General features: G+C 72.4%; 17 protein-coding genes. 9 read left to right on the plus strand and 8 right to left on the minus strand.

Annotated features, from left to right (window positions below; translation table 11 throughout):
* The first annotated feature begins 45 nt into the window (after positions 1-45).
* The 4 genes from WMF46_RS36395 (at position 46) to WMF46_RS36410 (ending at position 5,930) form a co-directional block, all read left to right on the plus strand.
* On the plus strand, positions 46-612 hold the full coding sequence (locus tag WMF46_RS36395; RefSeq protein WP_437981413.1) for a type VI secretion system contractile sheath domain-containing protein: 567 nt from the start codon (positions 46-48) through the stop codon (positions 610-612).
* A complete protein-coding gene (locus tag WMF46_RS36400) occupies positions 609-947 on the plus strand; it encodes a hypothetical protein (protein WP_437981414.1) in 339 nt (112 codons plus the stop codon). Before WMF46_RS36395 ends, WMF46_RS36400 begins: the two co-directional genes overlap by 4 nt.
* A complete protein-coding gene (locus WMF46_RS36405) occupies positions 944-1,672 on the plus strand; it encodes a ferritin-like domain-containing protein (protein ID WP_437981415.1) in 729 nt (242 codons plus the stop codon). The genes WMF46_RS36400 and WMF46_RS36405 overlap by 4 nt, the downstream gene beginning before the upstream one ends.
* A gap of 172 nt (positions 1,673-1,844) precedes the next feature.
* The gene (locus WMF46_RS36410) at positions 1,845-5,930 is read left to right on the plus strand and encodes a kelch repeat-containing protein (RefSeq protein WP_437987977.1); all 4,086 of its coding nucleotides are present in this window, start codon (positions 1,845-1,847) and stop codon (positions 5,928-5,930) included.
* 87 nt (positions 5,931-6,017) lie between these two features.
* Here the strand turns inward: WMF46_RS36410 and WMF46_RS36415 are convergent, their stop codons facing one another.
* A complete protein-coding gene (locus tag WMF46_RS36415; protein WP_437981416.1) occupies positions 6,018-7,550 on the minus strand; it encodes a hypothetical protein in 1,533 nt (510 codons plus the stop codon).
* A 114-nt stretch (positions 7,551-7,664) separates the two neighbouring features.
* Positions 7,665-9,137, minus strand: a complete 1,473-nt coding sequence (locus WMF46_RS36420) for a PLP-dependent aminotransferase family protein (RefSeq protein ID WP_437981417.1) — start codon at positions 9,135-9,137, stop codon at positions 7,665-7,667.
* Positions 9,138-9,459: 322 nt separating this feature from the next.
* On the opposite strand from WMF46_RS36420, the gene WMF46_RS36425 reads away from it, so the two are divergent.
* A complete protein-coding gene (locus WMF46_RS36425; protein WP_437981418.1) occupies positions 9,460-10,110 on the plus strand; it encodes a hypothetical protein in 651 nt (216 codons plus the stop codon).
* 180 nt (positions 10,111-10,290) lie between these two features.
* Here WMF46_RS36425 and WMF46_RS36430 read toward each other — a convergent pair whose 3' ends face one another.
* Positions 10,291-11,328 (minus strand): D-alanine--D-alanine ligase, encoded by a 1,038-nt coding sequence (locus WMF46_RS36430; protein WP_437981419.1) that lies wholly within the window; start codon positions 11,326-11,328, stop codon positions 10,291-10,293.
* Positions 11,329-12,104: 776 nt separating this feature from the next.
* On the opposite strand from WMF46_RS36430, the gene WMF46_RS36435 reads away from it, so the two are divergent.
* Positions 12,105-13,700, plus strand: a complete 1,596-nt coding sequence (locus WMF46_RS36435) for an ATP-dependent DNA ligase (protein ID WP_437981420.1) — start codon at positions 12,105-12,107, stop codon at positions 13,698-13,700.
* 91 nt (positions 13,701-13,791) lie between these two features.
* Here the strand turns inward: WMF46_RS36435 and WMF46_RS36440 are convergent, their stop codons facing one another.
* From WMF46_RS36440 to WMF46_RS36460, 5 genes are all read right to left on the minus strand, one after another.
* Positions 13,792-14,823 (minus strand): leucine-rich repeat domain-containing protein, encoded by a 1,032-nt coding sequence (locus tag WMF46_RS36440; RefSeq protein ID WP_437981421.1) that lies wholly within the window; start codon positions 14,821-14,823, stop codon positions 13,792-13,794.
* 442 nt (positions 14,824-15,265) lie between these two features.
* Positions 15,266-18,007: an ATP-binding protein gene (locus tag WMF46_RS36445; RefSeq protein WP_437981422.1), complete on the minus strand. Its 2,742-nt coding sequence runs from the start codon at positions 18,005-18,007 to the stop codon at positions 15,266-15,268.
* A 165-nt stretch (positions 18,008-18,172) separates the two neighbouring features.
* Entirely contained in the window at positions 18,173-18,772 is a 600-nt protein-coding gene (locus WMF46_RS36450) for a hypothetical protein (RefSeq protein ID WP_437981423.1), read from the minus strand.
* 116 nt (positions 18,773-18,888) lie between these two features.
* Positions 18,889-19,920 carry a hypothetical protein gene (locus tag WMF46_RS36455; protein WP_437981424.1) on the minus strand — a complete coding sequence of 344 codons (1,032 nt, stop codon included), beginning with the start codon at positions 19,918-19,920 and terminating at the stop codon, positions 18,889-18,891.
* A 101-nt stretch (positions 19,921-20,021) separates the two neighbouring features.
* On the minus strand, positions 20,022-20,714 hold the full coding sequence (locus tag WMF46_RS36460) for a hypothetical protein (RefSeq protein WP_437981425.1): 693 nt from the start codon (positions 20,712-20,714) through the stop codon (positions 20,022-20,024).
* A 603-nt stretch (positions 20,715-21,317) separates the two neighbouring features.
* On the opposite strand from WMF46_RS36460, the gene WMF46_RS36465 reads away from it, so the two are divergent.
* The 3 genes from WMF46_RS36465 to WMF46_RS36475 are packed head-to-tail and all read left to right on the plus strand — an operon-like array spanning position 21,318 to position 23,129.
* A complete protein-coding gene (locus tag WMF46_RS36465; RefSeq protein WP_437981426.1) occupies positions 21,318-21,461 on the plus strand; it encodes a hypothetical protein in 144 nt (47 codons plus the stop codon).
* A complete protein-coding gene (locus WMF46_RS36470) occupies positions 21,458-22,582 on the plus strand; it encodes a hypothetical protein (protein ID WP_437981427.1) in 1,125 nt (374 codons plus the stop codon). The genes WMF46_RS36465 and WMF46_RS36470 overlap by 4 nt, the downstream gene beginning before the upstream one ends.
* Complete coding sequence (locus tag WMF46_RS36475) at positions 22,557-23,129, plus strand: hypothetical protein (protein ID WP_437981428.1); 573 nt, start codon at positions 22,557-22,559, stop codon at positions 23,127-23,129. The genes WMF46_RS36470 and WMF46_RS36475 overlap by 26 nt, the downstream gene beginning before the upstream one ends.
* The last annotated feature ends 20 nt before the right edge of the window (positions 23,130-23,149 follow it).

Below are 23,149 nucleotides of genomic sequence, written 5' to 3' on the forward strand. Positions count from 1 at the left end.
GCGAGGCGACCACGGCGGCGTGAGGGCCCTCTGGGCCACGCGCCCATGCGCTCCGACACCGGCGTCATCCCTCCCCCGGAGCCGGACGCTCTTGCGGCTCGCGACTTCGACGAGAACATCCGGCTCGATCTGCTCAATTGCTCGAAGGACGACCTGCGGGACGACTTCGCATCCGCGAGTGCGACCGACACGAGCGGGCTTCACGCCATCGTCTATGCGCGCGCCATCGGGCGCGGGCACGAGCCGTACGGCGCCATCCTCGCGAACCTCGAGTTCGGCCCGGCGCCGGAGGACGTCACCCTGCTCCAGCGATGCGCGACGGTGGCGCTCCTGGCCCAGGCGCCCTTCGTTGCGGGCGCCTCGCCGCGCCTCCTCGGGGTGGAGAGCTACCACGCCCTCGGGGCAGCGGGCCTGGCCCAGGGCTCCGAGGCGCTGCAGCAGCTGCGCGCGGAGGAGTGCTCACGCGCGATCGGGCTGGCGCTGCCGCGGTTTCTGCTGCGCGCGCCGTTCGGTCGCGGCGAGCCCGCCGAGGCGAGCTTCGCCTACGAGGAGAGCACCGAAGACCACGAGAGCTACTGCTGGGGCAACGCGAGCTTCGCCTTCGCGAGATGAATTACAGGCTTGGGACCCAGCTTCCCTGGCTCTTCGTCCTCGCCCGCATCGTTCATTATCTCAAGGTCATCTACCGCTCTTACCAGCACGCCTTCGAGACGCCGCAAGAAGCCGAGAAAGAGCTGAACGACTGGGTGTCTCAGTACGTCGCGGACCGGGAGGTGGTGGCCGCGGCGTCGCGCGCCCGGAGACCGCTGCGCAAAGTGAAAGTGCTCGTCCTGGACACCGAGCACGAGGGCGATTGGTACAGGCTCGGGGTGCAGCTCAGGCCTCACTTCAAGTACATGGGCGCGTTCTTCACGCTGAGCGTGCCCAGCCGGATCGAGAAGAGATGATCGCGCTCGACACGGACGATCCGATCCTCGCCCGCTTCGCTCGCGATCTCGACGCCCAGACATCATTCGGCGTCGACGATGGGCTCGGCGTGAGGCCCGATCTCGGGCGCTTCTCCGCGGAGGATATCGAGCACGCCCAGCTCGGCTGGAACCACCGTGTCCTGGGCGAGTACCGCGGGGTGGTGATCTACACCGAGCTGCTCGCCGCCCTCGTCGAGGCCGAGGCGCCGTACCCGGCGCTCGCCGCCGTCCACCGGATCATCGGGGACGAGCTCCGCCACAGCCGCCAGTGCGCGGAGGTCGTCGGATGGCTCGGAGGATGGGAGTCGCTCCACCTCGACCTCGGGGGGCAGCGCATGCCCCGCACCGACGATCCTCCGGCGGCCAGGGCGCTCGAGATCGCCGCCCGCGAGCTCGTGCTCGTCGAGGAGGAGTCGGTGAGGACGCTCCGCGCCCACGTTCGCGCGGCCGAGGAGCCGTCGATCCGGCGGGTCTTCGAGTCGTTGCTGCGCGACGAGGTGCGCCACGCCGCCGCCGGGCGCTCCCTCGTGGCGCTGATCGAGCGCTCGTACCCGGAGAGCGAGCTCGCGGGCGTGCAGGCGCGCCTGCACGCCCGCCTGCCCGAGGAGCGACGGCACCTGCGCGAGCAGGCGCTCGCGCGGGCCGTGGGCGGCCCGGGGCGACAGCTCGGAGCGAGGCTCGCACCGGGCGATCTCGAGGCGTGAGCTGAGACATCGACTTCGTCGTGAGACGCGGAGCGGCAAGCGCCGAGTCGGGGTCTATCCTCCCCGGTTCGGGATCTGCACATCGCTCGTGTGAGCCGCGCTCGCGGCGCTGTTGTTGCGGACGTGACCGCGTGAGACATTCGCCAGCATGCGAGCTGGGTCGGGTCTTCGCGTGCTGGTCATGGCCGTCCTGGTGCTGGCCGTTGTGGGGTGGATGGGCGCGCTCGGGTGCGCGGCGGGGCACGACGGTGCGGCGGCGGCGGCGCTCGTGCAGCGCCGGTTTCCCGCGCAAGCCACCGAGGTGCTGGGCAGCGGCGCTCCCGGCGCGCCTGTGGCGACCGGCGGCGGCTTCGCCCTGGGCGCGTCTGGCCTCTCGGGGCGCGGGCCGCGGCTCCAGGCCGAGCTGCCGCACGACGGCGGCGGCTGGATGCGGCTCTCGGGCGCGGGCGGCTTCGAGGTCCGGGTGCGCGAGGCCGGCGCGTCCGGCCAGGGGGCGGTGGTCGACGGCGCGGTGATCTATGGCCGCGCGGGCGGCGCGTCGTTCTGGCGGGCGGTCGCCGGGGGCATCGAGGAATGGCTCACGGTGGAGCCGGGCGCTGTGCCGGCGGGTGAGCCCGCCGCCGTCTGGGAGGTCGACGGCGCGGCGTTGCGGCAGCGCGGCGAGGCCGTCGAGGTGCTGGACGCGGCGGGGACGCCGCGGCTGCGCGTCACCGCGCCGCGAGCGTTCGCGGAAGGCGGGCGGCCGATCGCGGCGCGCCTCGAGGCGCGCGGGGCGGAGATCGCGCTGCTTGTCGAGGCGTCGGGGGAGCTGCTGCTCGTGGATCCGCTGTGGCGCCCCGTCGGAGCGATGGCCACGAGGCGGGACGCCGGGCATACGGCCACGCTGCTCGGCGGCGACGACGGGCGGGTCCTGGTCGCGGGCGGCTATGGCGGCGAAGGCTATCTCGCGAACGCGGAGCTGTACGACCCGGCGGACGACAGCTGGGCGCCGGCGCAGCCGATGAGCGAGGCGCGCGGCCAACACGCCGCCCTGCTGCTGGCCAGCGGGCAGGTGTTGGTCGTGGGTGGCCGGGGCAGCGATGGCTTGTTGATGAGCGCAGAGCTGTACGACCCGGCGGAGGACCGCTGGACGCCGACGCGACCGATGAGTGCCCCGCGCGAAGGGCACACGGCGACGCCGCTCGGCGACGGGCGGGTCCTCGTCACGGGCGGCCTCGACGGTGAGGTCGCGCTGGCCAGCGCCGAGATCTACGACCCGGCCGAGAACATCTGGACCGCCGCGGCGCCGATGAGCGTTCGCCGTTACCAGCACACGGCGACGCCGCTCGGCGACGGGCGGGTCCTCGTCACAGGCGGACTCGAGTGGCAGGGCACGCTGGCCAGCGCGGAGATCTACGACCCGGCCGAGAACATCTGGACCGCCGCGGCGCCGATGCGCATCGCGCGCCAGGAGCACGCGGCGACGCGTCTGAACGACGGACGCGTCCTCGTCACGGGCCTCTCAACGAACGACCGGTACGGCGAGGGCGAAGAGGAGGAAGAGGAAGAGGGAGCGTTCGCGAGCGCGGAGATCTACGACCCGGCGAGCGACAGCTGGGCGCTTACGGCGCCGATGAGCGTCGGGCGCACTCGCCACGCCGCGACGCTGCTGGACGGCGGATCGGTCCTCGTCACGGGCGGGTCCGCGTCGTCCGAGTCCGGGCCCCTGGCGGGCGCGGAGATCTACGATCCGGCGGCAGGCTCGTGGTCGAACGTGCCGGCGATGGTCGCGGGCCGCAGCGCTCACACCGCGACGCTGCTCCCGGGCGGCGAGGTGCTCGTGACGGGCGGCAACCAGGACTCCGAGGTGAGCGCAGAGATCTACGACCTGACGGGCGCGAGCCCGTGGTCGGAAGCAGCACCGATGCTCGACGCGCGCTACGACCACACGGCGACGTTGCTGAGCGACGGGCGGGTCCTCGTCGCGGGCGGCTACGGAACCGCCCATGTCAGCCTCTCGGGCGCGGAGATCTTCGACCCGGCGCAGGGAGCCTGGACCGCGGCGGAGGCGATGAGCGGCTCGCGCAGCGCGCACACGGCGACGCGGCTGAACGATGGGCGGGTCCTCGTCGCGGGCGGCCAAGGGAGTGACTATGTCAGCCTCTCGGGCGCGGAGATCTTCGACCCCGACACGCGCGGCTGGAGAGCGGTAGAGCCGATGATCACGGCGCGCCAGCTCCACACGGCGACGTTACTGAGCGACGGGCGGGTCCTCGTCGCGGGCGGTTATGGGGCCGACTATACCAACATCTCGAACGCGGAGATCTTCGACCCCGACACGGGCACCTGGTCGGCGACGGAGCCGATAAACACCGCGCGCCAGAGTCACACGGCGACGCGGCTCCGCGACGGGCGGGTCCTGGTCACAGGCGGCGTCGGCGCCGACTATTCCAACCTCTCGAGCGCGGAGATCTTCGACCCCGACACGGGCACCTGGTCGGCGACGGAGCCGATGAACGCCGCGCGCCAGAGCCACACGGCCACGCTGCTCGATGACGGCCAGGTCCTCGTCGCAGGCGGTTATGGGGCCGACTACGTCAACATCGCGGCCGCGGAGGCATATGATCCGGCGACCGATCGCTGGACGGCTCGGGCTCCCATGAGCACCGCGCGCCAGAACCACACGGCGACGCGGCTCCAGGACGGGCGGGTTCTCATCGTGGCGGGCATCGCCGGCGCTTACGGCTATGAGGGTAGCGCGACGGCGGAGGTGTACGACCAGACCACCGACAGCTGGTCTCCGGCAGAGACGATGTACTTCCAGCGATCCAACCACGCGGCGACGCTGCTGAGCGATGGCAAGGTGCTGGTCACCGGCGGCGACGGGCCCGGCGGCATCCTCGCCGACGGCGAGCTCTTCATCCCTGCCCTCCCCGGCGATCCTTGCGACACCGACGCGGACTGCGCCGGCGTTTCCTGCGTCGACGGCGTCTGCTGCGACGTCCCTTGCGCGGGCGCGTGCATGGCGTGCTCCGCCGCGAAGAAGGGCGCCGGCCCCGACGGCGCATGCGGGCCCATCCAGGCCGGCGCCGATCCGGACGACGACTGCGCCGCGGAGCCTGCCTCCTCCTGCGGCACCACCGGCCTCTGCGACGGCCGCGGCGCCTGCCAGCTGCGGGCGCAGGGCGCCCCCTGCGGCGCGGCCTCGTGCAAGGGCGCCTCCGAGCTCGTTGAGGCCCCCCTCTGCGACGGCCGCGGGGTCTGCGCCGAGGGCGACACCCGATCTTGCGCCGAGTACCGCTGCGTCGCGGGCGCCTGCCTCACGGGCTGCACCTTCGACACCCAGTGCGCCGACTCGGCCTACTGCGCGGCGACCGGCGGCGACTGCCTGCCGAAGAAGCCCGTCGGCGCCCCGTGCTCGCTCCCGAAGGAGTGCCTCAGCGGGCAGTGCAGGGCCGGAGCCTGCGCGCTCGACACCGACGAGGACGGCATCCCCGACAGCGAGGACAACTGCCCTGCGGTCCCGAACACGCTCCAGGCCAACACCGATGCTGGCCTGTCCGCGGGCGATCTCCTCGGCGACGCCTGCGACGAGGACGACGACGCCGATGGCGACGGCGATACGGTGGACAACTGCCCCCTCGTCGCGAACCCCGACCAGGCCGACGTCAACCGCGATGGGGTCGGCGACGCCTGCGATTGCGACAACCCGCGCAAGCCCGACGGCAGCCCCTGCGACGACGGCAACGCCTGCACGCAGACCGATACCTGCCAGAACGGCGCCTGCGTCGGCGGCGATCCCTTCCTCTGCCCGCAGCCGGACACCTCTACCTGCCGGCGCGCCGTCTGCGCGCCGGCCACCGGCGCCTGCCAGAGGCGCTACAAGCTCGACGGCGCGCCCTGTCCAGGCGGCGAGTGCATCGCCGGGGGCTGCTTGCTCGCGGAGGCGGCCAGCGGCTCCGGAGGCGGCGCGGGGGGCGAGGGTCAGGGCGGCGGGGACCAGGGCGGCGGAGGCCAGGGCGGCGAGGGCCAGGGCGGCGGGGGCCAGGGCGGCGACGCCGCCGCGAACGGCTCCGGCGGGTCCGGCGGCTCCGGCGGCGACGCCGGTGGCGCGTCTCCGGCGCCTGCACCGGAGGGGAGCGCCCCGCCGCGCGCGCACGGAAACGGTTGCGCCGTGGCCCGCGGCGCCGGTCCTGACGCGGGTGGCTCGTCCGTGCCCTGGCTCCTCCTCGCCGCGCTGCTCGCCGCGCGGTCCAGGGGTTTCCGCAAGGCAGGCTGATTTACCGCCGTTCGCCGAGTTCTCTCGGGCCGCCGTGGTCGCACGAGCGCCCGCGCTGGCCGGGCCCGACTCGCCGATTCGGCGCGCCTACTCGTCGACCCCGGCTGAATAGAGGCCAGCCGTCGTACCGGGGAGGTCCGTCGTGAAGGCGAGGCGGCGGCCGCCGTGGCTGCTGAAGTAGGTCAGGTTCGCCCCCGGCGCGATGAGCCGAGGCTTCAGGCGCTTGCGCGACAGGTCGACGACCTTCAGGTCGGCCGTCGACCTCGCGAAGTCTTCCGCGTCGAAGTGGGTGTTGTCGTTGAACGACACGAGGCCGCGAACGGCCGGCAGGTAGCTCCAGCCCCCGTCGTCGCTGAACTGCCGCACGCCGCCCTCGGCCGAGGCGAAGAGGGGGGCGGTGCCGGCCGTCAGGTCGACGATGCGGGCGAACAGAAAGTGCTTCGAGTCGGCGCTGAAGGGCGGGCCGCCGAGCACGTTCCGCGCCTGCGGGTCGACCGACAGGGGCGGGGTACCGTCGCGCGCGTCGGCGAGCGCGACGTCGGAGAGGCCGGTCGCCGGGTCGCGCTGGGTGAAGAAGGGCACCTTGCTGCCGTCCGGCGACGCCCACGCGTCGGTGATGACCTTCGACCCGGCCAGGACGGTGAGAATGCCCCCGACCTCGTCGGCGATGGTCTCGGTCGACGGACAGTCGCCCTGCGTGGCGCGGCGCAGCTCGAGGCCGGCCTCCGTTTGCGCGGTGTACACGACGAAGCTGCCTCTGGTGAAGAAGCCTATTCTCGAGCGCACCTCGTCGAGCGCGCTCACCTCGCCGTCGTCGGAGACGACGACGGGGTGCCCCGAGCCCGCCAGCGTCGTGAAGAACGACCCGCCGTCGGCGTCGGCGCTGAAGAAGGGGGGCGTCGCGACGCCGCTGAACAGGTCGACCCTCTCGCCCCGCTCCCAGCTCGACAAGGTGGCAGAGCTCGTGGCGCCCTCGCAGTGCAGCGCGACAGGGTGCGAGCGGCCGTGGCGGCCCACGAACGCGGCGAAGGGCCGACAATACCCCCGGGGGAAGCCCATCGGCACGGCGCCGAGCAGCGTCGTGCGCTCGCTCATGTCGGTCGAGGCGAGCTCGACGTCGCCGACGCTGCCGTCGGCGTTGCCATGGGTGGGGAAGAGCACCGAGCGGCCGTCGGCGCTCGCCGAGGTCGCGAAGGTCCCGATGGGCGAGGCGGCAGACGCCTCGTGCGGGCCGGATGCCGCGCTCCACACGACAAGGGGGCTGACCCCGAAGCCGGGCAAGGTCCGGTCGGGGTTGGTCCAGCAGAACGCGACCTTGCCGACGGTGTAGACGAACGCCGTGTTCCCGAAGGGCACCTGGGCAACTCGCTGCCTCGTCGCGCCCGGCTTGAGCGCGGTCGCGTACACGTGCTCTCCCTCCTGGTAGAGGGCGTGATTGTCGCTGGTGACGCCGAGCAAGACCAGGCGCGCGCCCGGCTGCACCAGCCATTTCGCGGACGTCGTGAGCGATGCCTGGCTCTCCGATTCCCCCTCCGCGGGGGGCGGGTTCGGCGCCTCGGTCTGGGCGCAGCCGAGCAACGCCGCGCCGAATGTCATGCTGGCGAAGAAAGCTTTGACCATGTTCGGGTCTCCTATTCGGTCAGACCCTAGCCCACGCAGGCACCCTGCGTTGGGGCCAGATCGTCGATGTCGAGTAGTCCAGTCGCCCGCGCGCCGCGGGGAGCGAGGCGCGCGTCAGGGGCGATCACCCGCGGGCCTCGACCGGGCCTTCGGCAAGGTCTGCGCGAGCCGCCGCGCCGCGTCCGCGAGCTGGGCCTCGTCGCACGCGGCGAACCCGAAGCGGGCGAAGTCGAGCGGCCAGCGACCGAGCGCGAAGTGACTCGCGGGCTGGAAGGAGACGCCCGCCGCGTGCGCGCGCCGGGCCCACGCGTCGATGTCGACGCCGGGGGCCCGCGCCCAGAGGGCCATGCCCCCGCTGGGGGGGTCGAACTCGAGCCCGGGCAGGTGGCGCGCGAGCGCCTCGCAGAGCGCGTCGCGGCGGGCGCGGTAGGCGCGCCGGACCCGCTGCGTGTGCCGATCGATCTCGCCGTCTTCGAGCAGCTCGGCGACGGCGCGCTCGATCGCGTGGTCGCCCTGGTGGTCGACGAAGGCCCGGTAGGCCGCGATCCGCTCGGCGACGTCGGGGGTGGAGACGACGAAGCCGAGCCGCAGCCCCGGCGCCAAGATCTTCGACAGGGTGCCCAGGTAGACGACCACCCCGTGGCGGTCGGCGGACGAGAGGGGCAGCACCGGCCGCCCCTCGTAGCGGAACTCGTGGTCGTAATCGTCTTCGAGCACGAGCAGGCGCCGGCGCCGCGCCAGCTCGAGCAGGCGCACGCGCCTCGGCGCGGTCAAGGTGACGGTCGTGGGTAGCTGGTGGTGGGGCGTCGTGTAGACCGCCTTGATCCGCCTGGCCGCGCAGAGGGCCTCGAGCGCGGCGACGTCGAGCCCCTCGCCGTCGAGCGGCACGGGCACGAGCTCCACGCCGGAGAGCTCGAGCGCGCCGCGGGCGGCGGGGTGGCTGTACGCCTCGATCGCCACGCAGTCGCCCGGATCGAGCAGCGCGCGCGCCGCGAGGTAGAGGCCCTGTTGGCTGCCGCGCACGATGTTGACCGACTCGACGCTCGCCCGCACGCCCCTCGCCCGGGTCAGCAACTCGACGACCGCCCGGCGCAGGCGCGGCTCGCCCCGGGGGTCGCCGTAGTCCATCAGCGCGCGCGCCCCGGCGCCGAGCAGCGCGCGGCGGTAGGCGCGGCACAGCTCCAGCCTCGGCACGAAGCCGAGCTCGGGCACCCCGCCGAGCAGGAGCAGGCCGGCGCGCGGGGTCGAGGAGGGGGCCGGCAAGGGGCGTCCGGGCAGGTCGAACCCGGCCCGGTCGGCGAGGGCTCGTCGGCGGAAGGGGGGCAGCTTGGCGGGCAGGTCGCTCGAGACGTAGGTGCCGGAGGCGGGCGCGCTCGTTATCCAACCTTGGCGCGCGAGCTCGAGGAACGCGGCGATCACGGTCTTGCGGTGCACGCCGAGCTGGATGGCGAGCTTGCGGCTGGAGGGCAGCCGCTCGCCGGGGCGCAGGCGGCCCCGTTCGATGTCTTCGACGATGGCCCGCGCGATCTGCAGAAAGAGCGGCCCCTGACCCGCCGCGCCGAGCTGAAGAACGAGTTCTCGGGTCACCGCCACGCCGCCCGTGCCTGCGTCGGAGGGGCGGGGCGCCCTGGCGCCCGCCCCCGAGCTCTCGATGCCCCGCCGCCCGGAATCTGTCAACCGAGGCGCGCCGCGTGCGGCGACCACGCGCTCGACGCTGCGGTGGTGTCCCAACATCATCGGTCCCGGCGGCGGCGGGCTGAGTAAGCTCTTCCAGACGCTCGGTCCACGCAGGATGATGTCCGCTTGCCGAGGCCCCCTCTGCGACGGGCTCGGGGTCTGCATCAAGGGCGACATGCCCCCGCCGGGGAGGATGCGTGCAACTGCGCGCCTGGGCGCGTACCCTCGGCGCATGGCACGTCCTCACCTGCTCCCATTCACCGTGGTGTCGATCGCTGCGCTCGCAGCCTGTGACCGCTCCGAGTCCGCGAGCGCGCCTGCGTCCGCGGGCGCGACCACCGCGGCCGCGCCGGCTGCGCCTGCCCCGAGCGGAGCGTCCGCCGTTGCGCCGGCGTCGAGCTGCCCGACAGGCAAGTGGGAATACGACTATGCCGATATGTTCCTCGAGACGCTGGCGCGCAACTCGTCGGGTGCGCGCGTCGTCAGCGAGCGCGGGAAGTACATCTGCACGTTCAACGGCAACGAGCGTGGCAGCTACGTGTGCGAGACGAGCGAGGGCGGCGTCGAGAACGTGTTCGAGGCGCCCACGGCCGGGATGGCCCTGAGGATCACGCTCAAGATGAACGGCCGCTCCAGCGCCGAATACGAGCCCGCGGGCCCTGGCCGCTGGAAGACGACGCGCGCCGACATGAGCGGACTGCGCGTCGAGACCAAGGCCACGCTCGGCGGCCGCGACATGCCCGTGCCCGCGACCAACGCCTTTTCTGGCATGGACCGCCCCGGAACCCTCTTCGAGTACCGCTGTGAAGGCGACGTGTTCAAGCTCAAGCCCATCGTCGAGGGCATGGCGACCGACTTCATCACGATGAAGCGCGTGCCTTAGCGCCTGTCCCGGGGCAGGGCGGACCGAGCCAGGCGGCCGAGGTCGGGTGCAGCGCCAGACGCGGCGAGGAGTCCTGCTGTAATTGCGGAAATTGAACAGGGAGACGGGGAGATCGGTGGGATTTTACTCCCCGTCTCCTCGCCTCCCTGTGAATTTTCCCGAAAAATTCGAGGGGGCGCTTCAGATCGCCGACTTCACGAGGCGCAGCCGCTTCTCGGCCTGTCCCCGCTCGCTGAGCCGCAGCTCCGAGGCGGCGGGCGCGCGGCGCCGCACCGGCTGGTGCAGCCTGGCGCTCGCCAGGATGGCCTCGCAGAGGTCGCCGAACTCGTAGCCTGCGGCCTCGGCGATCTTCGGCAGGAGGCTTGTCTGGGTCATGCCCGGCAGGGTGTTCACCTCGAGCACGTACTCGTTCTCTCCGCCGGTCACGAGCAGATCCACCCGCACTGCGCCCGTGCATCCGAGCGCCTGGGCCGCCCGCTCCGCCAGGTTCAGGACGCCGCGGTAGCGGGTCGGCGGGAGGCGCGCCGGCATGTGGTACTCGGTCATGCCCGGCGTGTACTTGGCCTCGTAGTCATAGAGCCCCTTCTTCGGGACGATCTCGATCGCGCCAAGGACCTTCCCGTCCAGGATGCCCACGTTGACCTCGGTCCCCGCCACGAACCGCTCCACGATGGCGGCGTCGTCGAACTCGAACGCCAGCGCGAGCGCCGACTTCAGCTCCTCGAGCGACCCGACCTTGGTCACGCCGAGGCTCGACCCCTCGCCGCGCGGCTTGACGATGACGGGGAACCCGAACGAGCCATGGACGGCATCAAGCTCCTCGAGGTCCTGATTCGCACCCACAGTGTAGTAGGGAGGCGTCGGCACGTTGTGCAGCCGGAACATCTCCTTGGCCTTCAGCTTGTCCATCGCAAGGGCGCTCCCGAGCACGCTCGACCCCGTGTACGGGATCTGGGCGAGCTCCAGGACGCCTTGCACGCACCCATCCTCACCGAGACGTCCGTGCAGTGCCAGGAAGGCCGCGTCGAGCTGCGCGCGCTGCAGCGTCGCGCAGAGCTCCGCGCCGAACCTGTCCCCGAGCGTGATCCGCACGACATCGTACCCGCGGGCCTCGAGCGCCTCGGCGACGGCCGCGCCCGAGCGCAGGGACACGTCGCGCTCACCCGACGAGCCGCCCATCACGACGCCCACCCGCTTCCGGACTTGCCGCTCCACCATCGAAGAACCTCCGTCGCCTTCCCGTGCGGACACCAACACCACGTCAGCTCCTTCCAGTACAGTCCAGCTGCCGGAGAGGTGCTGCGCAAAAACCAAGCCAGCTGCTCCCAAGGCCAAAATCCGCGGCCTTGTCAGCGGAGGGCGCTATTCCTGAGCTGTGGTTGAGGAAAACCGCGCCCGCCCGCCGTGTTCACCTGCCCACGGCGTGCCGACCGCCAACCCGGTATCAAGGCCCGCGGCGGAGGTCAACTAAACGGAGCGATCGCGCCGTCGAGGGAGACGGGCGCAGCTGGGGCCATCTCGCGGCGTATTCGGGAGTCTGCGGCCACGGCGGGGCGGCTCCGCGCGCGCTCTCCCCCCCGCGCGGCGGCGCAGGCGCGTCGGGCGCTTCGCACCTGGCAAATCGATGGCGCGGAGCACCCGAGATCCGGCACGTGAGATCCTCTGAAAGGCGATCGCGCTCTCGCCTGCTCGCGGCGCCGGCGGCGACCGAGCGAGGCACTCGCCTGCAGATGACATGATAATTCTTCGCCCCTCCCCGCAAGTGGTTCCAAGCGGGAGTGACCGTCATTCCGGCGCGGGAGAGCGCTTTTCTGCTCCGCGGCCTTACACCCTTTGGTAGGCTCTCTCGGCCCATGCGGAGAACACTTGGCGCCCATGGGCCAGGTTCGATCCTGCGGAGTTCCCCGGCTCGGTTGCGGAGGACACCCTGCAGCGGCCTCGTCAAAAGACCCGTCGAGCGTGAGCTCTCGAGGTGCCAGGGTAGGGTTGCCCGCGTGCTCGTTTCCGACCTTGTCGCCACCTCCGAGCGTGTCGCCGCGCTCTCTCGCCGTGTCGAGAAGATCGGCGCGCTCGCCGCGCTCCTGCGCCGCCTCTCGCCCGCGGAGGTGCAGATCGGCGTCGACTGGCTCACCGGTCGGCTGCGTCAGGGGCGGCTCGGCCTCGGGCCTTCGGTGTTCGCGGAGGCCCGCCGGGCCTCTCCTTCCGTCGCCCAGCCTGCGCTCACCCTGGGGGACGCCGACGCGGTCTTCACGGAGATCGCGCGCGCCTCGGGGCCGGGGGCCGGGGGCGAGCGCCGCGCGGCGCTGGCGGGGCTGTTCGCGCGCGCCACCGATCTCGAGCGGGACTTCTTCGCACGGCTCCTCGCCGGCGAGCTCCGCCAGGAGAGGCTCGAGCCGGTCATGGTCGACGCGGTGGCGCGCGCGGCGCGGGTGCCGCCGGCCTCGCTGCGGCGCGCGGTGATGCTCGCCGGCGACGCGGTGGAGGTGGCCAAGGCCGCGCTCCTCGAGGGGGCGCTCGGCCTCCAGCGCTTCTCGCTGCAGCTGCTCCGCCCCGTGCAGCCGATGCTGGCGCAGTCGGCCGACGACGTGGCGACGGCGCTGAGCGAGCTCCGCGCGATGGCGCTGGAGTGGAAGCTCGACGGCGTGCGCGTGCAGGCGCACAAGGCCGGCGACGAGGTGCGCGTCTTCAGCCGCGGCCTCGGCCCGGTCACGAAGGCGGTCCCCGAGATTGTCGAGATCGTCCGGGCGCTCCCGGTCCGCTCGGTCGTGCTCGACGGCGAGGCGCTCACCTTTCGCCCGGACGGCGCGCCGCACCCGTTCCAGGTCACGATGCGCCGCTTCGGCCGCGCGCACGACGCGGCCGCGCTGCGCGCCGAGCTGCCGCTGCGCGCCCTGTTCTTCGACGTGCTGTACCTCGACGGCGAGGATCTGCTCGACCGGCCCGGCAGCGAGCGCACCGCCGCGCTCCGGCAGGTGCTCGACAGGTCGCTGCGCGTCCCGCGCATCGAGCTGCCGACGGCGGCCGAGGCCGAGGCGTTCTTCGCCGACGCGCTCGCCCGCGGCCATGAGGGCGTGATCGCCAAGTCGCTCGCCGCGCCCTACGAGGCGGGGCGGCGCCGCGGCTCATGGCTCAAGGTGAAGCGGGCGCGCACCCTCGACCTGGTGGTGCTCGCGGCCGACTGGGGGACCGGCCGGCGCCGGGGGCTGCTCAGCAACCTGCACCTCGGGGCGCGCGATCCCGCGGCCGGGGGCTTCGTCCTGCTCGGCAAGACGTTCAAGGGCATGAACGACGAGGTGATCGCGTGGCAGACGCAGCGGCTGCTGGAGCTCGAGATCGGCCGCGACCCAGACACGGTGTACGTGCGGCCGGAGATCGTCGTCGAGGTCGCCTTCGACGGCGTGCAGGCGAGTCCACGGTACCCCGGGGGGGTCGCGCTGCGGTCTGCGCGGGTGAGGAGATACCGGCCTGACAAGACAGCAGAGGAGATCAGCACGATGGATGAGGTACGCGCGATCCATGCCGGTGCACTCGCGCATCACGCGGCCGAGAAAGGGCAGGCGGCGGGAGGAGGAGAGGAGGAGGACGGATGACGCTCTGGACGGCGGCCGGCCGCCGGGCGGGGTCCGCGATACCGGACGGCTTCGCATGTCGCGCGGGTGGCGCATCCCGGGGTGGGATGCGTCACCAGGAGGACGGACAGCCCGTGATGACTTCCGCTCCCCGCGCCAGGAGCGCAGCGATGTTGCTCGCCTGAACGGCGCAGTCGATCGGGTTGCTTACCACGAGCACGGCGCTTCCTTCGCCGAAATCCGGGTTGGCGACGAGGGGCGTCAGATCGGACACCGAGTTGTAGTCGAGATTAAGGAGGAGCGGAGATGAACCGCTCGCGAGCGGAGAGAGGTCGGAGATGCGGTTGATCGCGAGGTCCGCATACCTCAGGTCGGTCAGGGTCGACAGGGGCGAGATGTCGCTGATCCCGGTGGCTCTCGCCTCCAGTTCGTACAGCTCCCGGAGGCCTGACAGCGGCGCGAGCGTCGAAATGGGCGAATCGCTGAGATGGAGCCGACGGAGCCGGATCAGCGAGCCGAGCGGGCCGATGTCGCTGACCGAGGTGTGGGAGAGCCCCAGGTACGACAGGTTCGTCAGCGAGCCGAGGACAGTGACGTCCGAGATGGGGTTGTTGCCCAAGCTCAGCGTCTCCAGCCGGATGAGCGAGGACAGCGGCGCGGCGTTCTCGATCCGGTTGCTCGGCGCGACCAGGATGCGCAGCTCCGTGAGCGAGGACAGCGGCGCGAGATCTGCCACGTGATTGTTCACGATGCTCAGGCTCGTGAGGGAGCGGACGCACTCGATGCCGGAGAGGGATTCGATCCCGCGGGTGGTCGCGCGGAGGGCGTCGAGTGACGCGACGTCGGCCGGAAGGATCGGGCCCTCCGGCTTCGCCACGGCCTCGCGCACCACCGCCTCGAGCGCCGGGTCGGCGAACTCGAGGGGTCCAGCGCACGCCGCGGTGGCGCTGCCGCCTGTTCCGCCGCCTCCGGCGCCACCGATGCCGCTGCCACCACCTCCGGCGCCACCGCCGCCGCTACCACCGCTGCCTGGGCCGCCGCCGCTGCCACCGCCGCCGCTGCCGCCAGTGCCACCGCTACCTGTGCTGCCGACGCCGCCGCCGCCGGCCTGCGGATCCTCTCCGGGGTCCCTCCACCCGCCCACGCCGCCCCCTGATGTGGAGCCAGAGGGGTCCACCCCACCTGAGGCTCCGGTCGAAGCGACGACGCCCTCGGTCTCACGGCCCTTACCGCATCCGGCGAGGGTGATGGCAGGGACAAGGATCAGCAGAACAGAAGCGATGTTGCGCATGGCGTGACCTCCGCCGAACAGGCTAGGTCCCCGCCAGAGGACCGCGCCTTAATCCCCTCTTAAACCGATTCGTGCGCGCCCTCCGCGGCGCCATCGCCCTTACCCTCCCGTCCATTCCGCAGGCCCCCGGAGAGGGTGTTCTTCGGGCGGGGTGGGGGATGGGCCGATGTTTGAGGCGGAGACATGGCTCATCCGGTTGCCGGATGAGCCATGTCTCCGCCGAGTTCGGCGGGGCCCCCACCCCGCCCGAAGAACACCCTCTCCGGGGGCCGGGCCACCGGCAGCCCCCCTCCCCCTACCGCCGCTTCCCCGCGCCCCCGCCCTCGTCCGTCTCCCCCCCGCGCGACTCGCCCCCTCCCCCCGCGGCCGGCTCCACCGCGACGTAGTGGACCGGCAGCGCCGGATCCAGCGAGTACCCCTCTGCGTCTCTCCGGAGCCACGGCTTCATCCCGAGCTTCCGCAGCTGGTTCATCGCCACGTAGATCCGGTTCGCCGCCGCCTCCGGCAAGATCCGCTCGCCGGGCCACCCCGCCTCCTTCAGCGCGGCCAGGGAGAGCCCTCGGCCGGGCGCAGACCGCTGCTGCTCGGCCAGCGCGTGCAGCAGGCGCCGCGCCGCGTGGCGCTCGCGCAGGTCGTGCCAGCCGCCGCCCGGCGGGCGGACGAAGCGCGCCCCCTCGGTCAGGAGGAGCTCGCCCTCCGCCCGCGCCTCGGGCAGGCCGCCCAGCGCCGCCAGGCTGCGCTCCAGGATCCGGAGCAGCAGCCGCACGTCGTCGGATCGGCTCGCGCTCGACGGCGATCCCTCCCGGGCGCGCGCGATCCTGCGCCGCGCCTCGCCCGCGTGCGCCGCCGCCTCCTCCCCCCGCCCGGCGCGGCGCGCCGCCTGGGCGAGCGCGAGGTCGACGAAGCCGGACGCCACCCGCGCGAGCTCCACGTCGGGCTCGTCCCCGAGCTGCGCGAGCAGCCGCGCCGCGGGCTCGACCGCGCGCCGCGCCTCCTCCACCTCGCCGACCGACGCGAGCGCCGCCCCGAGGCGGCAGAGGGCGATCCCCTCGGAGCGGCGGTCCCCGACCTCGCGGAGCAGCCCCACCGCGCGGCCGTGGCACGCGCGCGCATCGGCGAGGCGCCCCTCCTCGTGGTGGAGCGCGCCGAGGTTGCCGAGCGTGATCGCGAGCAGCCGGAGATCGCCCACCTCGCCGAGGATCGCGGCGGCGCGCTCGTAGCGCCGCCGCGCCTGCGCGGGCGCCCCGCGCTCCTGCTCGAGCAGGCCGGCGTTCGTCGAGAAGATGCCCTCCATCCGGCCGTCGCCGATCTCCGCCGCGATCGAGATCGCCTGCTCGTAGTAGGCGGCGGCCTCTCCCTCGCGGCGCTCGTCGTGGTGGAGCGCGCCGAGGTTGCCGAGCACCCGCCCCTCGGCGCGGCGGTCGCCGAGGGCGCGGTGGAGCGCGAGCGCCTGCGCGTAGTGCTCGCGCGCGCGCTCCATGTCGCGCCGGCCGTGGTGGAGCACGCCGAGGTCCGCGAGGATCCCCGAGAGGAGCGCCTCTGCGCCGAGCGCCGCCGCCTGCGCCCGGGCGCGCTCGAGGTCCTCGAGCGCCGCCTCCGCCTGCCCTCGGAGCCGCCGCGCGCGCCCCCGCGCCCCGAGCGCGCGGGCCACGACGCGCGGATCGGCCGCGAGCGCCTCGGCCGCCGCGAGCGCGCGGTCGAGCAGCTCGAGCTGCGCCCCGAACGGGCCGCGGGTGCTGAGCACGGGCTCGATGGCGCAGAGGGCCCGCAGCGCGCGCTCGGCCGCCGCCTCGGAGCCGGCGCGAGGCATCGTCGCCAGGGCGAGCGCGCCCTCGGCGACGGCGAGCAGCTCCTCCAGATCGCCGGCGATGCGGTTGAGCGCGTCGAGCGCGCCGCGCCGCTCGAAGTCCGCGGCCGCCGCCTCGCCGGCGGCCAGGTAGAACGCCGCGTGCCGCTCGATCGCGGCCTCGCGCTCCCCGCGCTCGGCGAGCTTCTCGGCGGCGAGCTCTCGCACCACCTCGTAGAGCGCGAAGCGCGTCGCCCCGTCGCTCCTCGGGGGCGCCGCGCGGAGCAGCGACTTGTCGCGCAGCGCCTCGATCCGGTCGATCGCGGCGGCGTCGGGCTCCGCGAGGACGGCGGCGGCCGCCGCGAGCGTGAACGGCCCGTGGAAGGCGGAGCAGCAGGCGAGCGCCCGTCGCTCGCGGTCGTCGAGGAGGTCCCACGACCACTCGATCGCGCTGCGCAGCGTCGCCTGCCGCGCCTCCCTGCCGCGCGCCGCCCCCGCGAGCAGGTCGAGCCGGCTCCCCAGCCGCGCGAGCAGGCCGCGCACGCCGAGCACGCCCTCGCGCGCCGCCGCGAGCTCGATCGCGAGCGGGATGCCCTCGAGCCGCCGCACCAGCGCGGCGACGTCGGCGAGGTGCTCGTCGCCGGGCGGCGGCGGCGGAGCGGAAGCGCAGTGGGCCGCGGCGCGATCGAGGAAGAGCGCCACGGCCGCGCTGCGCTCGGTCGAGCCCTCCGCCGGGAGGCCGAGGGGGCCGAGCTCGTAGCTGATCTCCCCTGCCAGGCGGGTGCGCTCGCGCGACGTCGCGAGGAAGCGGAGCTCGGGCGCCGCGCGCACCCACGCGTCGAGGGCCGGCGCGGCCTGCTCGAGCACGTGCTCCAGGTTGTCGAGCACGAGCAGCGCCGGCCCCTCGGTCGCGAGGGCGCGGCCGATCCGCTCGACGAGCGTCGCTTCCCGGCGCCCTGCCGCGACCTGCGCCCCGATCGCGCGCGCGACCGCGCCGCAGACGGCTCGCAGGTCGCGGCAGGCGGTGAGCTCGCAGAGCCACACGGCCTCGCCGGCGTGCGCCTCGGCCCAGCGGCTGGCCAGCTCCAGGGCGAGCCGCGTCTTGCCCATGCCGGCCGGGCCCCAGAGGGTGACGAGCCGTTCGCCGCGCCGGAGCAGCTCGGCGATCGCGACGAGCTCACCCTCCCGGCCGATGAAGCGCGACGCGGGCAGGGCAAGGTGCCGCCTCCGCGGCCGAGCTGCGTCCGCCATGCGCCGACCTTCGATCGGACGGGGGCTGGATTCAACGCCGGAGCGGGCGGACGGCGGGGCGGCGGCGCGACAGGCGCGGTGGGACGACGGCAGAGACGCGGCGGGGCGGCGGAGATGCGGCGCGACGGCAGAGATAGGGCGGGACGGCGGAGATGCGGCGGGGGCTCAGGGTCGCACGAGCGGGGTCACGAGCAGCTTCTTCCGTGCGCCGCTGAGCTCGACCTGCACCTCGATCCCGCGCCGGTCGAGCACCGACAGCGGGCGGATCGGCGTCACCTGGGCATAGAGATCGCCGGCGCCGCACCAGGTGCCCTGGAGCGCTGGCGCGTCGGTGTCGTCGGGCGTGAGGACGACGGCGCCGGTGCGGCAGCCGCCGTCGACCGCCGCGTAGAGGCCCTCGATGCGGTCGAGCGCCGCGGGCCGCGCGCGAAAGGCCAGCTCCGCGCCCTCGGGCGTGCGCAGCCGGCCGGATTCGCCGCCCGGATCGGCGATCGCCGTCCACCCGTCGCTCTCGAGCGAGAACGCGCCGCTCGGGTCCTCGGTTCCCTCGAACCATCGGGTCATGGTCGCGTAGCTGCTCACGCCGCCGCAGACGTAGAGCGTGACCGCGCCCTCGCCGCGCACGAGGGCGAGCACGGCGTCCGTGCCGTCGACCGTGCCGACCGAGATCTCGGGCGGCGGGGCCTCGGGGTCTGCAGCGCACGCCGCGCAGAGCACGGCGCCGAGCACCCCGGCGGCGCGCGCGAGCACGCGAGCGCTCTTCATGGAGAAAACGATCCCACCGGAGCGATGAAAAAAGCGCATGGGGTCTTATTTTAGTCGAGACCCGGGGCGGAGGGAGCGGCGGTTCCGTGCCAAAGGCAAATGGGAGTCCGTGAGCGCTACGCCCCCCCGTCCGGCGGAACATCGCCGGACAGCCCCTTTCGTCGCGCGGCGCGGACCGCCGCGAGCCAGTGCACCTTGGCCGGGTCGCTGTCCCACGGCGGGGCCTCCCGGTAGAGCGAGTCCCAGAATTCGCGCGCTGCCGCCTCGGCGGTCGCGAGCTCGCTCTCGCCTTCGGGCGCGTCCTCGACGGCATCCACGAGAGCGCGCCATGGGTCCGAGTCGTAGCCTCTCAGGTTCGGCCACGGCCTTGCGGGCTCTCCGTCGAAGAGCCCGTCGCTGCTCTGGAGATAGCCCTCGTACGCGCTCTGGGCCACGGCGTCTCGCCGGCGACGGTTGACCTCGTTCACGCAGGAGTGGCGGTAGGACTCGGCCCATTCGCGGTCCTCCTCCGGCACGTCGTCTCGCCAGGCGCTCGCATAGAGATCGCGCAGTTCCTGCTGGAGCGCCCGGTACTCCTTGGTATCCGTGCAGTGAATCGACGCGTCCCAGAGGGCTCGGTTGCGCGCCGCGCTCGGTCCGGGGAGATGGGGCAGCGTACGCATCGGCCAGAACCGCGCAGCCTCCAGCCTCTGAGGGATGGGCCTCGTCATGGAGCTCGGGAGCCCGCGACGCCCACGCCAAAACCCCCTCCGAAAGGCGCGGAGCGCCGAGGGCCGGTCTACCTCGGGGGCGTCATCGACCGTCAGCGCCCGCCAGACGGACGTCCGGTGAAGGCGCGCCGCCGGATCGCCCGTCGCACCCTCGCCCTCGCCCTCGACCGTCTGCCCGAAGTCGACGACAAAGGCAAAAAACGCGCTCTTGACGGCTTCGAGCAGCATCGGCCATGGCGGAGCGGGCTCCTTGCCGAACCTGCCCGTGAGGCTCTCGGGAGAGCCCGCGTCCACCCTCGGGCGGATGGCCTCGGGCCGCGAATCGTCGACCCACCTCCCGAATTTCTCACGATGCGCCTCGGCCCATGCGCGGTCCGCCTCGGGCAGGTCGTCGTGCCATGCTTCGGCGCACAGCCTGCCCAGGGTCTCGAGGTCCATGTTCCGACCCAAGGCATCCTGGGGCGAAAATAGGTGACTCGCCGTGCCCGCCTCGACCTCGTTGCGCCGCATAAGGAACCACACGCGCGACGTTTTCAGCTTCATGGATGATCCCCTGGCTCACCGCCTGTCGGATCGGTGGGTTGCTCGCCCGGAAGGTCCGTTGGCCGAGGTGGGCACCCCCAGCCTGGTCCAGCGCCGAGCGGGCACAGGAGCGGGACGAGCTGAGGGGCAGCAAATCCCGGAGGCGGCGCCGGGAGCGAGATCAGCCAGTCGATCAGCTCGTCGACTGTGATCGATCTGGGGTTCGTCAGGTTGGACGGCACTTTCTCCGGCTCGTAGCGGGAATCCCAAACGAACCTGCACTCGACATTCGTCACCCCCGGCACCTGTTCCTCACGCAAGATCTTGCTCTCCCTGCTTTTGCCGTCCACGGCTTGAAGTTTGTCGGCACACATCGTGTAGGTTACGGCGATATCTCCTGATTCGAGGAGGCAGTCGAGCAAGTCGGCGACGGTATACGTCGGCTCCTGGTCGTTCCAGCCGCTCCAGGTGCCGCCGGCCTTCAACCGGCACTGGAGCTTGCCCACCTGATCATTCGGGTCCTTGTATAGCTTGAGCCACTTCACCGCGTTAACATTCATGTTCCACTTATCCCAGGACGACAGCGTCTCGGGCGGCAGCATCGCGATCTGTTGTCTCAGCTCCTCACGGTCGCTGGGATCCACGATCGAGCAGCCAAGGGCGATCAGTGTGGCCGCAGCGGCCGCCATAGTCTTCAGGAGCAGCTTCATGCGCGCAGCGTCTCATGGGCAGGCGGTGAGCATCAAGCCATCCGCGCTCCCGTCCCCGCGCCGCGCCTTCCCGATGCGCACTGCAGGCGCCGCTGTTCCTGAGCGAGCTCGCATGGGCGCGAGAGAGGACCGCGCTTCACCCCCGCGCCAGAGCACCGCCACCGCCCCAAACCCGACACTGACGCCTGGGACGATATAGCCAGAGGCCGGTGGGATGAAAGATGCCCATGCGATCGTATTTTAGTCGAGCCCCGGGGCGGAGGGAGCCGGAATTCCGCGGTGGACGGCGCCGAGTGCGTGGTGCCCTCTCAACCCAGGTCGAGCGGCGCGAGCGTTCGCGGAGCCGCGCTCGAAGGAGCGGCGCAACTCTGCGCTGCTGGTGAAGGGCGGCTCGGGCGGGCGTCCCCGACCCGGCGATGTTCGGCCAATTGTTCGGCACCGTCACTGTAACCTCTTCGAAGGCGAAGCCCCGGCCAGCGGCGCCGCTTGGGCGCCGGTCACCGTCCTCCAGGTGGTCCGCCGCGGCTTGACCGGCGGCGGCGACCGCTGGTAAGGTCGGCCACCGTCTGCGGGTACGTGGATCGGTGAATCAGGGGAAAACCGATGAACCATCGGCGCGGCGTTCTGCTCGCCGTGTTTGCCTGCGGCTGCTCCATCGCGGATTCCAGCGTTCGCGACGAGCTGAGAGACCGGATCGCGGCAATGCCATTCGATCCGACCGGCGGCCAATCCGGAGATTGGCTGTGAAGTGGTGGTCGAACTTCCCACCGGGAGGGGTTCAACTGCGCGAAGCAGTTTTCGGACACGGCCTCTTTACAACCAAAGACCCCAAGTCATGGAACTGGGACCTCGAGAATCTGGGCAGGCATTGCGCCGAAGCGTGGCGAGCCGACTTGCTGGAGGACGACCGCACATGGGCAGAGCGGCACCGCAAGAAGTTCAGACGGTGGATTGACGATTCGCGCCCCCCGGGCGTTGGCCAAGGGAACGCGGGCGCTCTCCCGAGCCGCCACGGACGCTTCGACGGACAGCCGGCTCCACCTTGGCCGATGCTGCTGGAAGCCGTCCAGAGCGCGTTCTTTTTCATGCTCGAGGCCTTCAAGAACGAGAACGGGGGCACAAGCGAGCTCGCTCCGATTGACCCCACGTCTCGCCTCCACAGGACCTATTTCTGGCGAACGCTGACGTCCGACGATACGGCCGTGGAGATCCGGGCCGAGGCGCTCCGCGCCTTTCGTAGGGGATTTCGGATCGGCCGCCGCGGAAAACCGAGGACGTTGACGCGGCCCATCCCGCCGATGCTGACGTCACCCCGTTACTGCGGGGGACCCGGATATCCTGAGTTCCCCGGACCGAGCGCCGCGCGCGAGCGCGCAATCAAGGCGCTGCCGTTTCCGGCGAATCGAGAGGAGCTTACGGCGCGCGACGAGGAACTGCGCACGCTGTATGCGACCGCATGGCGAGACGATGTGCCGGAGGAGGACCGCATCTGGGCCGCAGAGCTCCGCAACGCGTGCACGATGTCGGTCAACAGTGCCCGGCGAAACGCCCTCGCGCAAAACGCCTACGAAGGCTATCTACAGAGCAGCGATGGACGCTTCGGTGGGGAGCCTGCTCGGCCGTGGCCGAGCCTGTACCACCTCGCCGCGGAACCATGGCGTTCGTTCGTGGACCGCGTCGAGGATGCGCCCGAAGGCGAGAGCGAGCAGGCGACGGCCGAGGCGGCCGTATGGGAATACTGGGACACGCTCTACCAGGAGGCCCCCCCATGGGACAGCGACCCCGACCGGGCGCACTGGCTCACGGCGGTCCGCGCCGCTCGAAGGAAGGCGCAGGCCGACGATGGTCCGCCGGCGATGGACAGGTAGCGCTCGGAGGGGGTCGCGCGCCGGGCTCGTCGCGCTGTCGCTCCTGCCCGCGGTCGCGCGGGCGGAAGAGAGCGCGCCGCCGCGCTGGGAGATCGACGTCAAGGCGACCTACGTCGTGCTGGGGTCGCGTGCCACGCGCGCGACAGGCGGCATCATGCCATCGGTCACCGGCTTGCGCCGATGGCCCGTCCGCGACGCCGTGGACATCGGCATCGGCGCCGACGTGGGCCTCTTCGGCCTGGGCGGCGACGCGCGCTGGCTCGGCGTGCTGACCGGCCCCACGGCGGCCGTCCGGGGCATGCCGTTCCGTGCGCCGGTGTCCTTCGAGCTCGCGGCGCGGCTCGACTTCGGGCGCATCCCCGTGTGCAACGCATGGGGGTTGTGCCTGCGTTATCTTGGATTCTTCCCGGCCATGGAGGCCGGCGCGGCCTATCTATCGACGCAGCATGTGGCGATCGTGGCGACGTGCGGTGTCCGCTTCATCCGCACGCGCGCGTGGTCGGGTGTCAGCGTGGAGCCCGCAGCGGCGGGCCGAATCTTCTGGTAGGTATGACGTTGACGGGCGTA

This window comes from Sorangium sp. So ce117 (assembly GCF_051524395.1).
Lineage (GTDB): Bacteria > Myxococcota_A > Polyangia > Polyangiales > Polyangiaceae > Sorangium > Sorangium cellulosum_B.

Excerpts from the sequence above, each read along its gene's own strand:
- WMF46_RS36395 (WP_437981413.1), top strand. The coding sequence starts at position 46 with ATGCGCTCCGACACCGGCGTCATCCCTCCCCCGGAGCCGGACGCTCTT.
- WMF46_RS36400 (WP_437981414.1), top strand. The coding sequence starts at position 609 with ATGAATTACAGGCTTGGGACCCAGCTTCCCTGGCTCTTCGTCCTCGCC.
- WMF46_RS36405 (WP_437981415.1), top strand. The coding sequence starts at position 944 with ATGATCGCGCTCGACACGGACGATCCGATCCTCGCCCGCTTCGCTCGC.
- WMF46_RS36415 (WP_437981416.1), bottom strand. The coding sequence starts at position 7,550 with ATGGTCAAAGCTTTCTTCGCCAGCATGACATTCGGCGCGGCGTTGCTC.
- WMF46_RS36425 (WP_437981418.1), top strand. The coding sequence starts at position 9,460 with ATGGCACGTCCTCACCTGCTCCCATTCACCGTGGTGTCGATCGCTGCG.
- WMF46_RS36430 (WP_437981419.1), bottom strand. The coding sequence starts at position 11,328 with ATGGTGGAGCGGCAAGTCCGGAAGCGGGTGGGCGTCGTGATGGGCGGC.
- WMF46_RS36445 (WP_437981422.1), bottom strand. The coding sequence starts at position 18,007 with ATGGCGGACGCAGCTCGGCCGCGGAGGCGGCACCTTGCCCTGCCCGCG.
- WMF46_RS36450 (WP_437981423.1), bottom strand. The coding sequence starts at position 18,772 with ATGAAGAGCGCTCGCGTGCTCGCGCGCGCCGCCGGGGTGCTCGGCGCC.
- WMF46_RS36455 (WP_437981424.1), bottom strand. The coding sequence starts at position 19,920 with ATGGACCTCGAGACCCTGGGCAGGCTGTGCGCCGAAGCATGGCACGAC.
- WMF46_RS36460 (WP_437981425.1), bottom strand. The coding sequence starts at position 20,714 with ATGAAGCTGCTCCTGAAGACTATGGCGGCCGCTGCGGCCACACTGATC.
- WMF46_RS36465 (WP_437981426.1), top strand. The coding sequence starts at position 21,318 with ATGAACCATCGGCGCGGCGTTCTGCTCGCCGTGTTTGCCTGCGGCTGC.
- WMF46_RS36475 (WP_437981428.1), top strand. The coding sequence starts at position 22,557 with ATGGTCCGCCGGCGATGGACAGGTAGCGCTCGGAGGGGGTCGCGCGCC.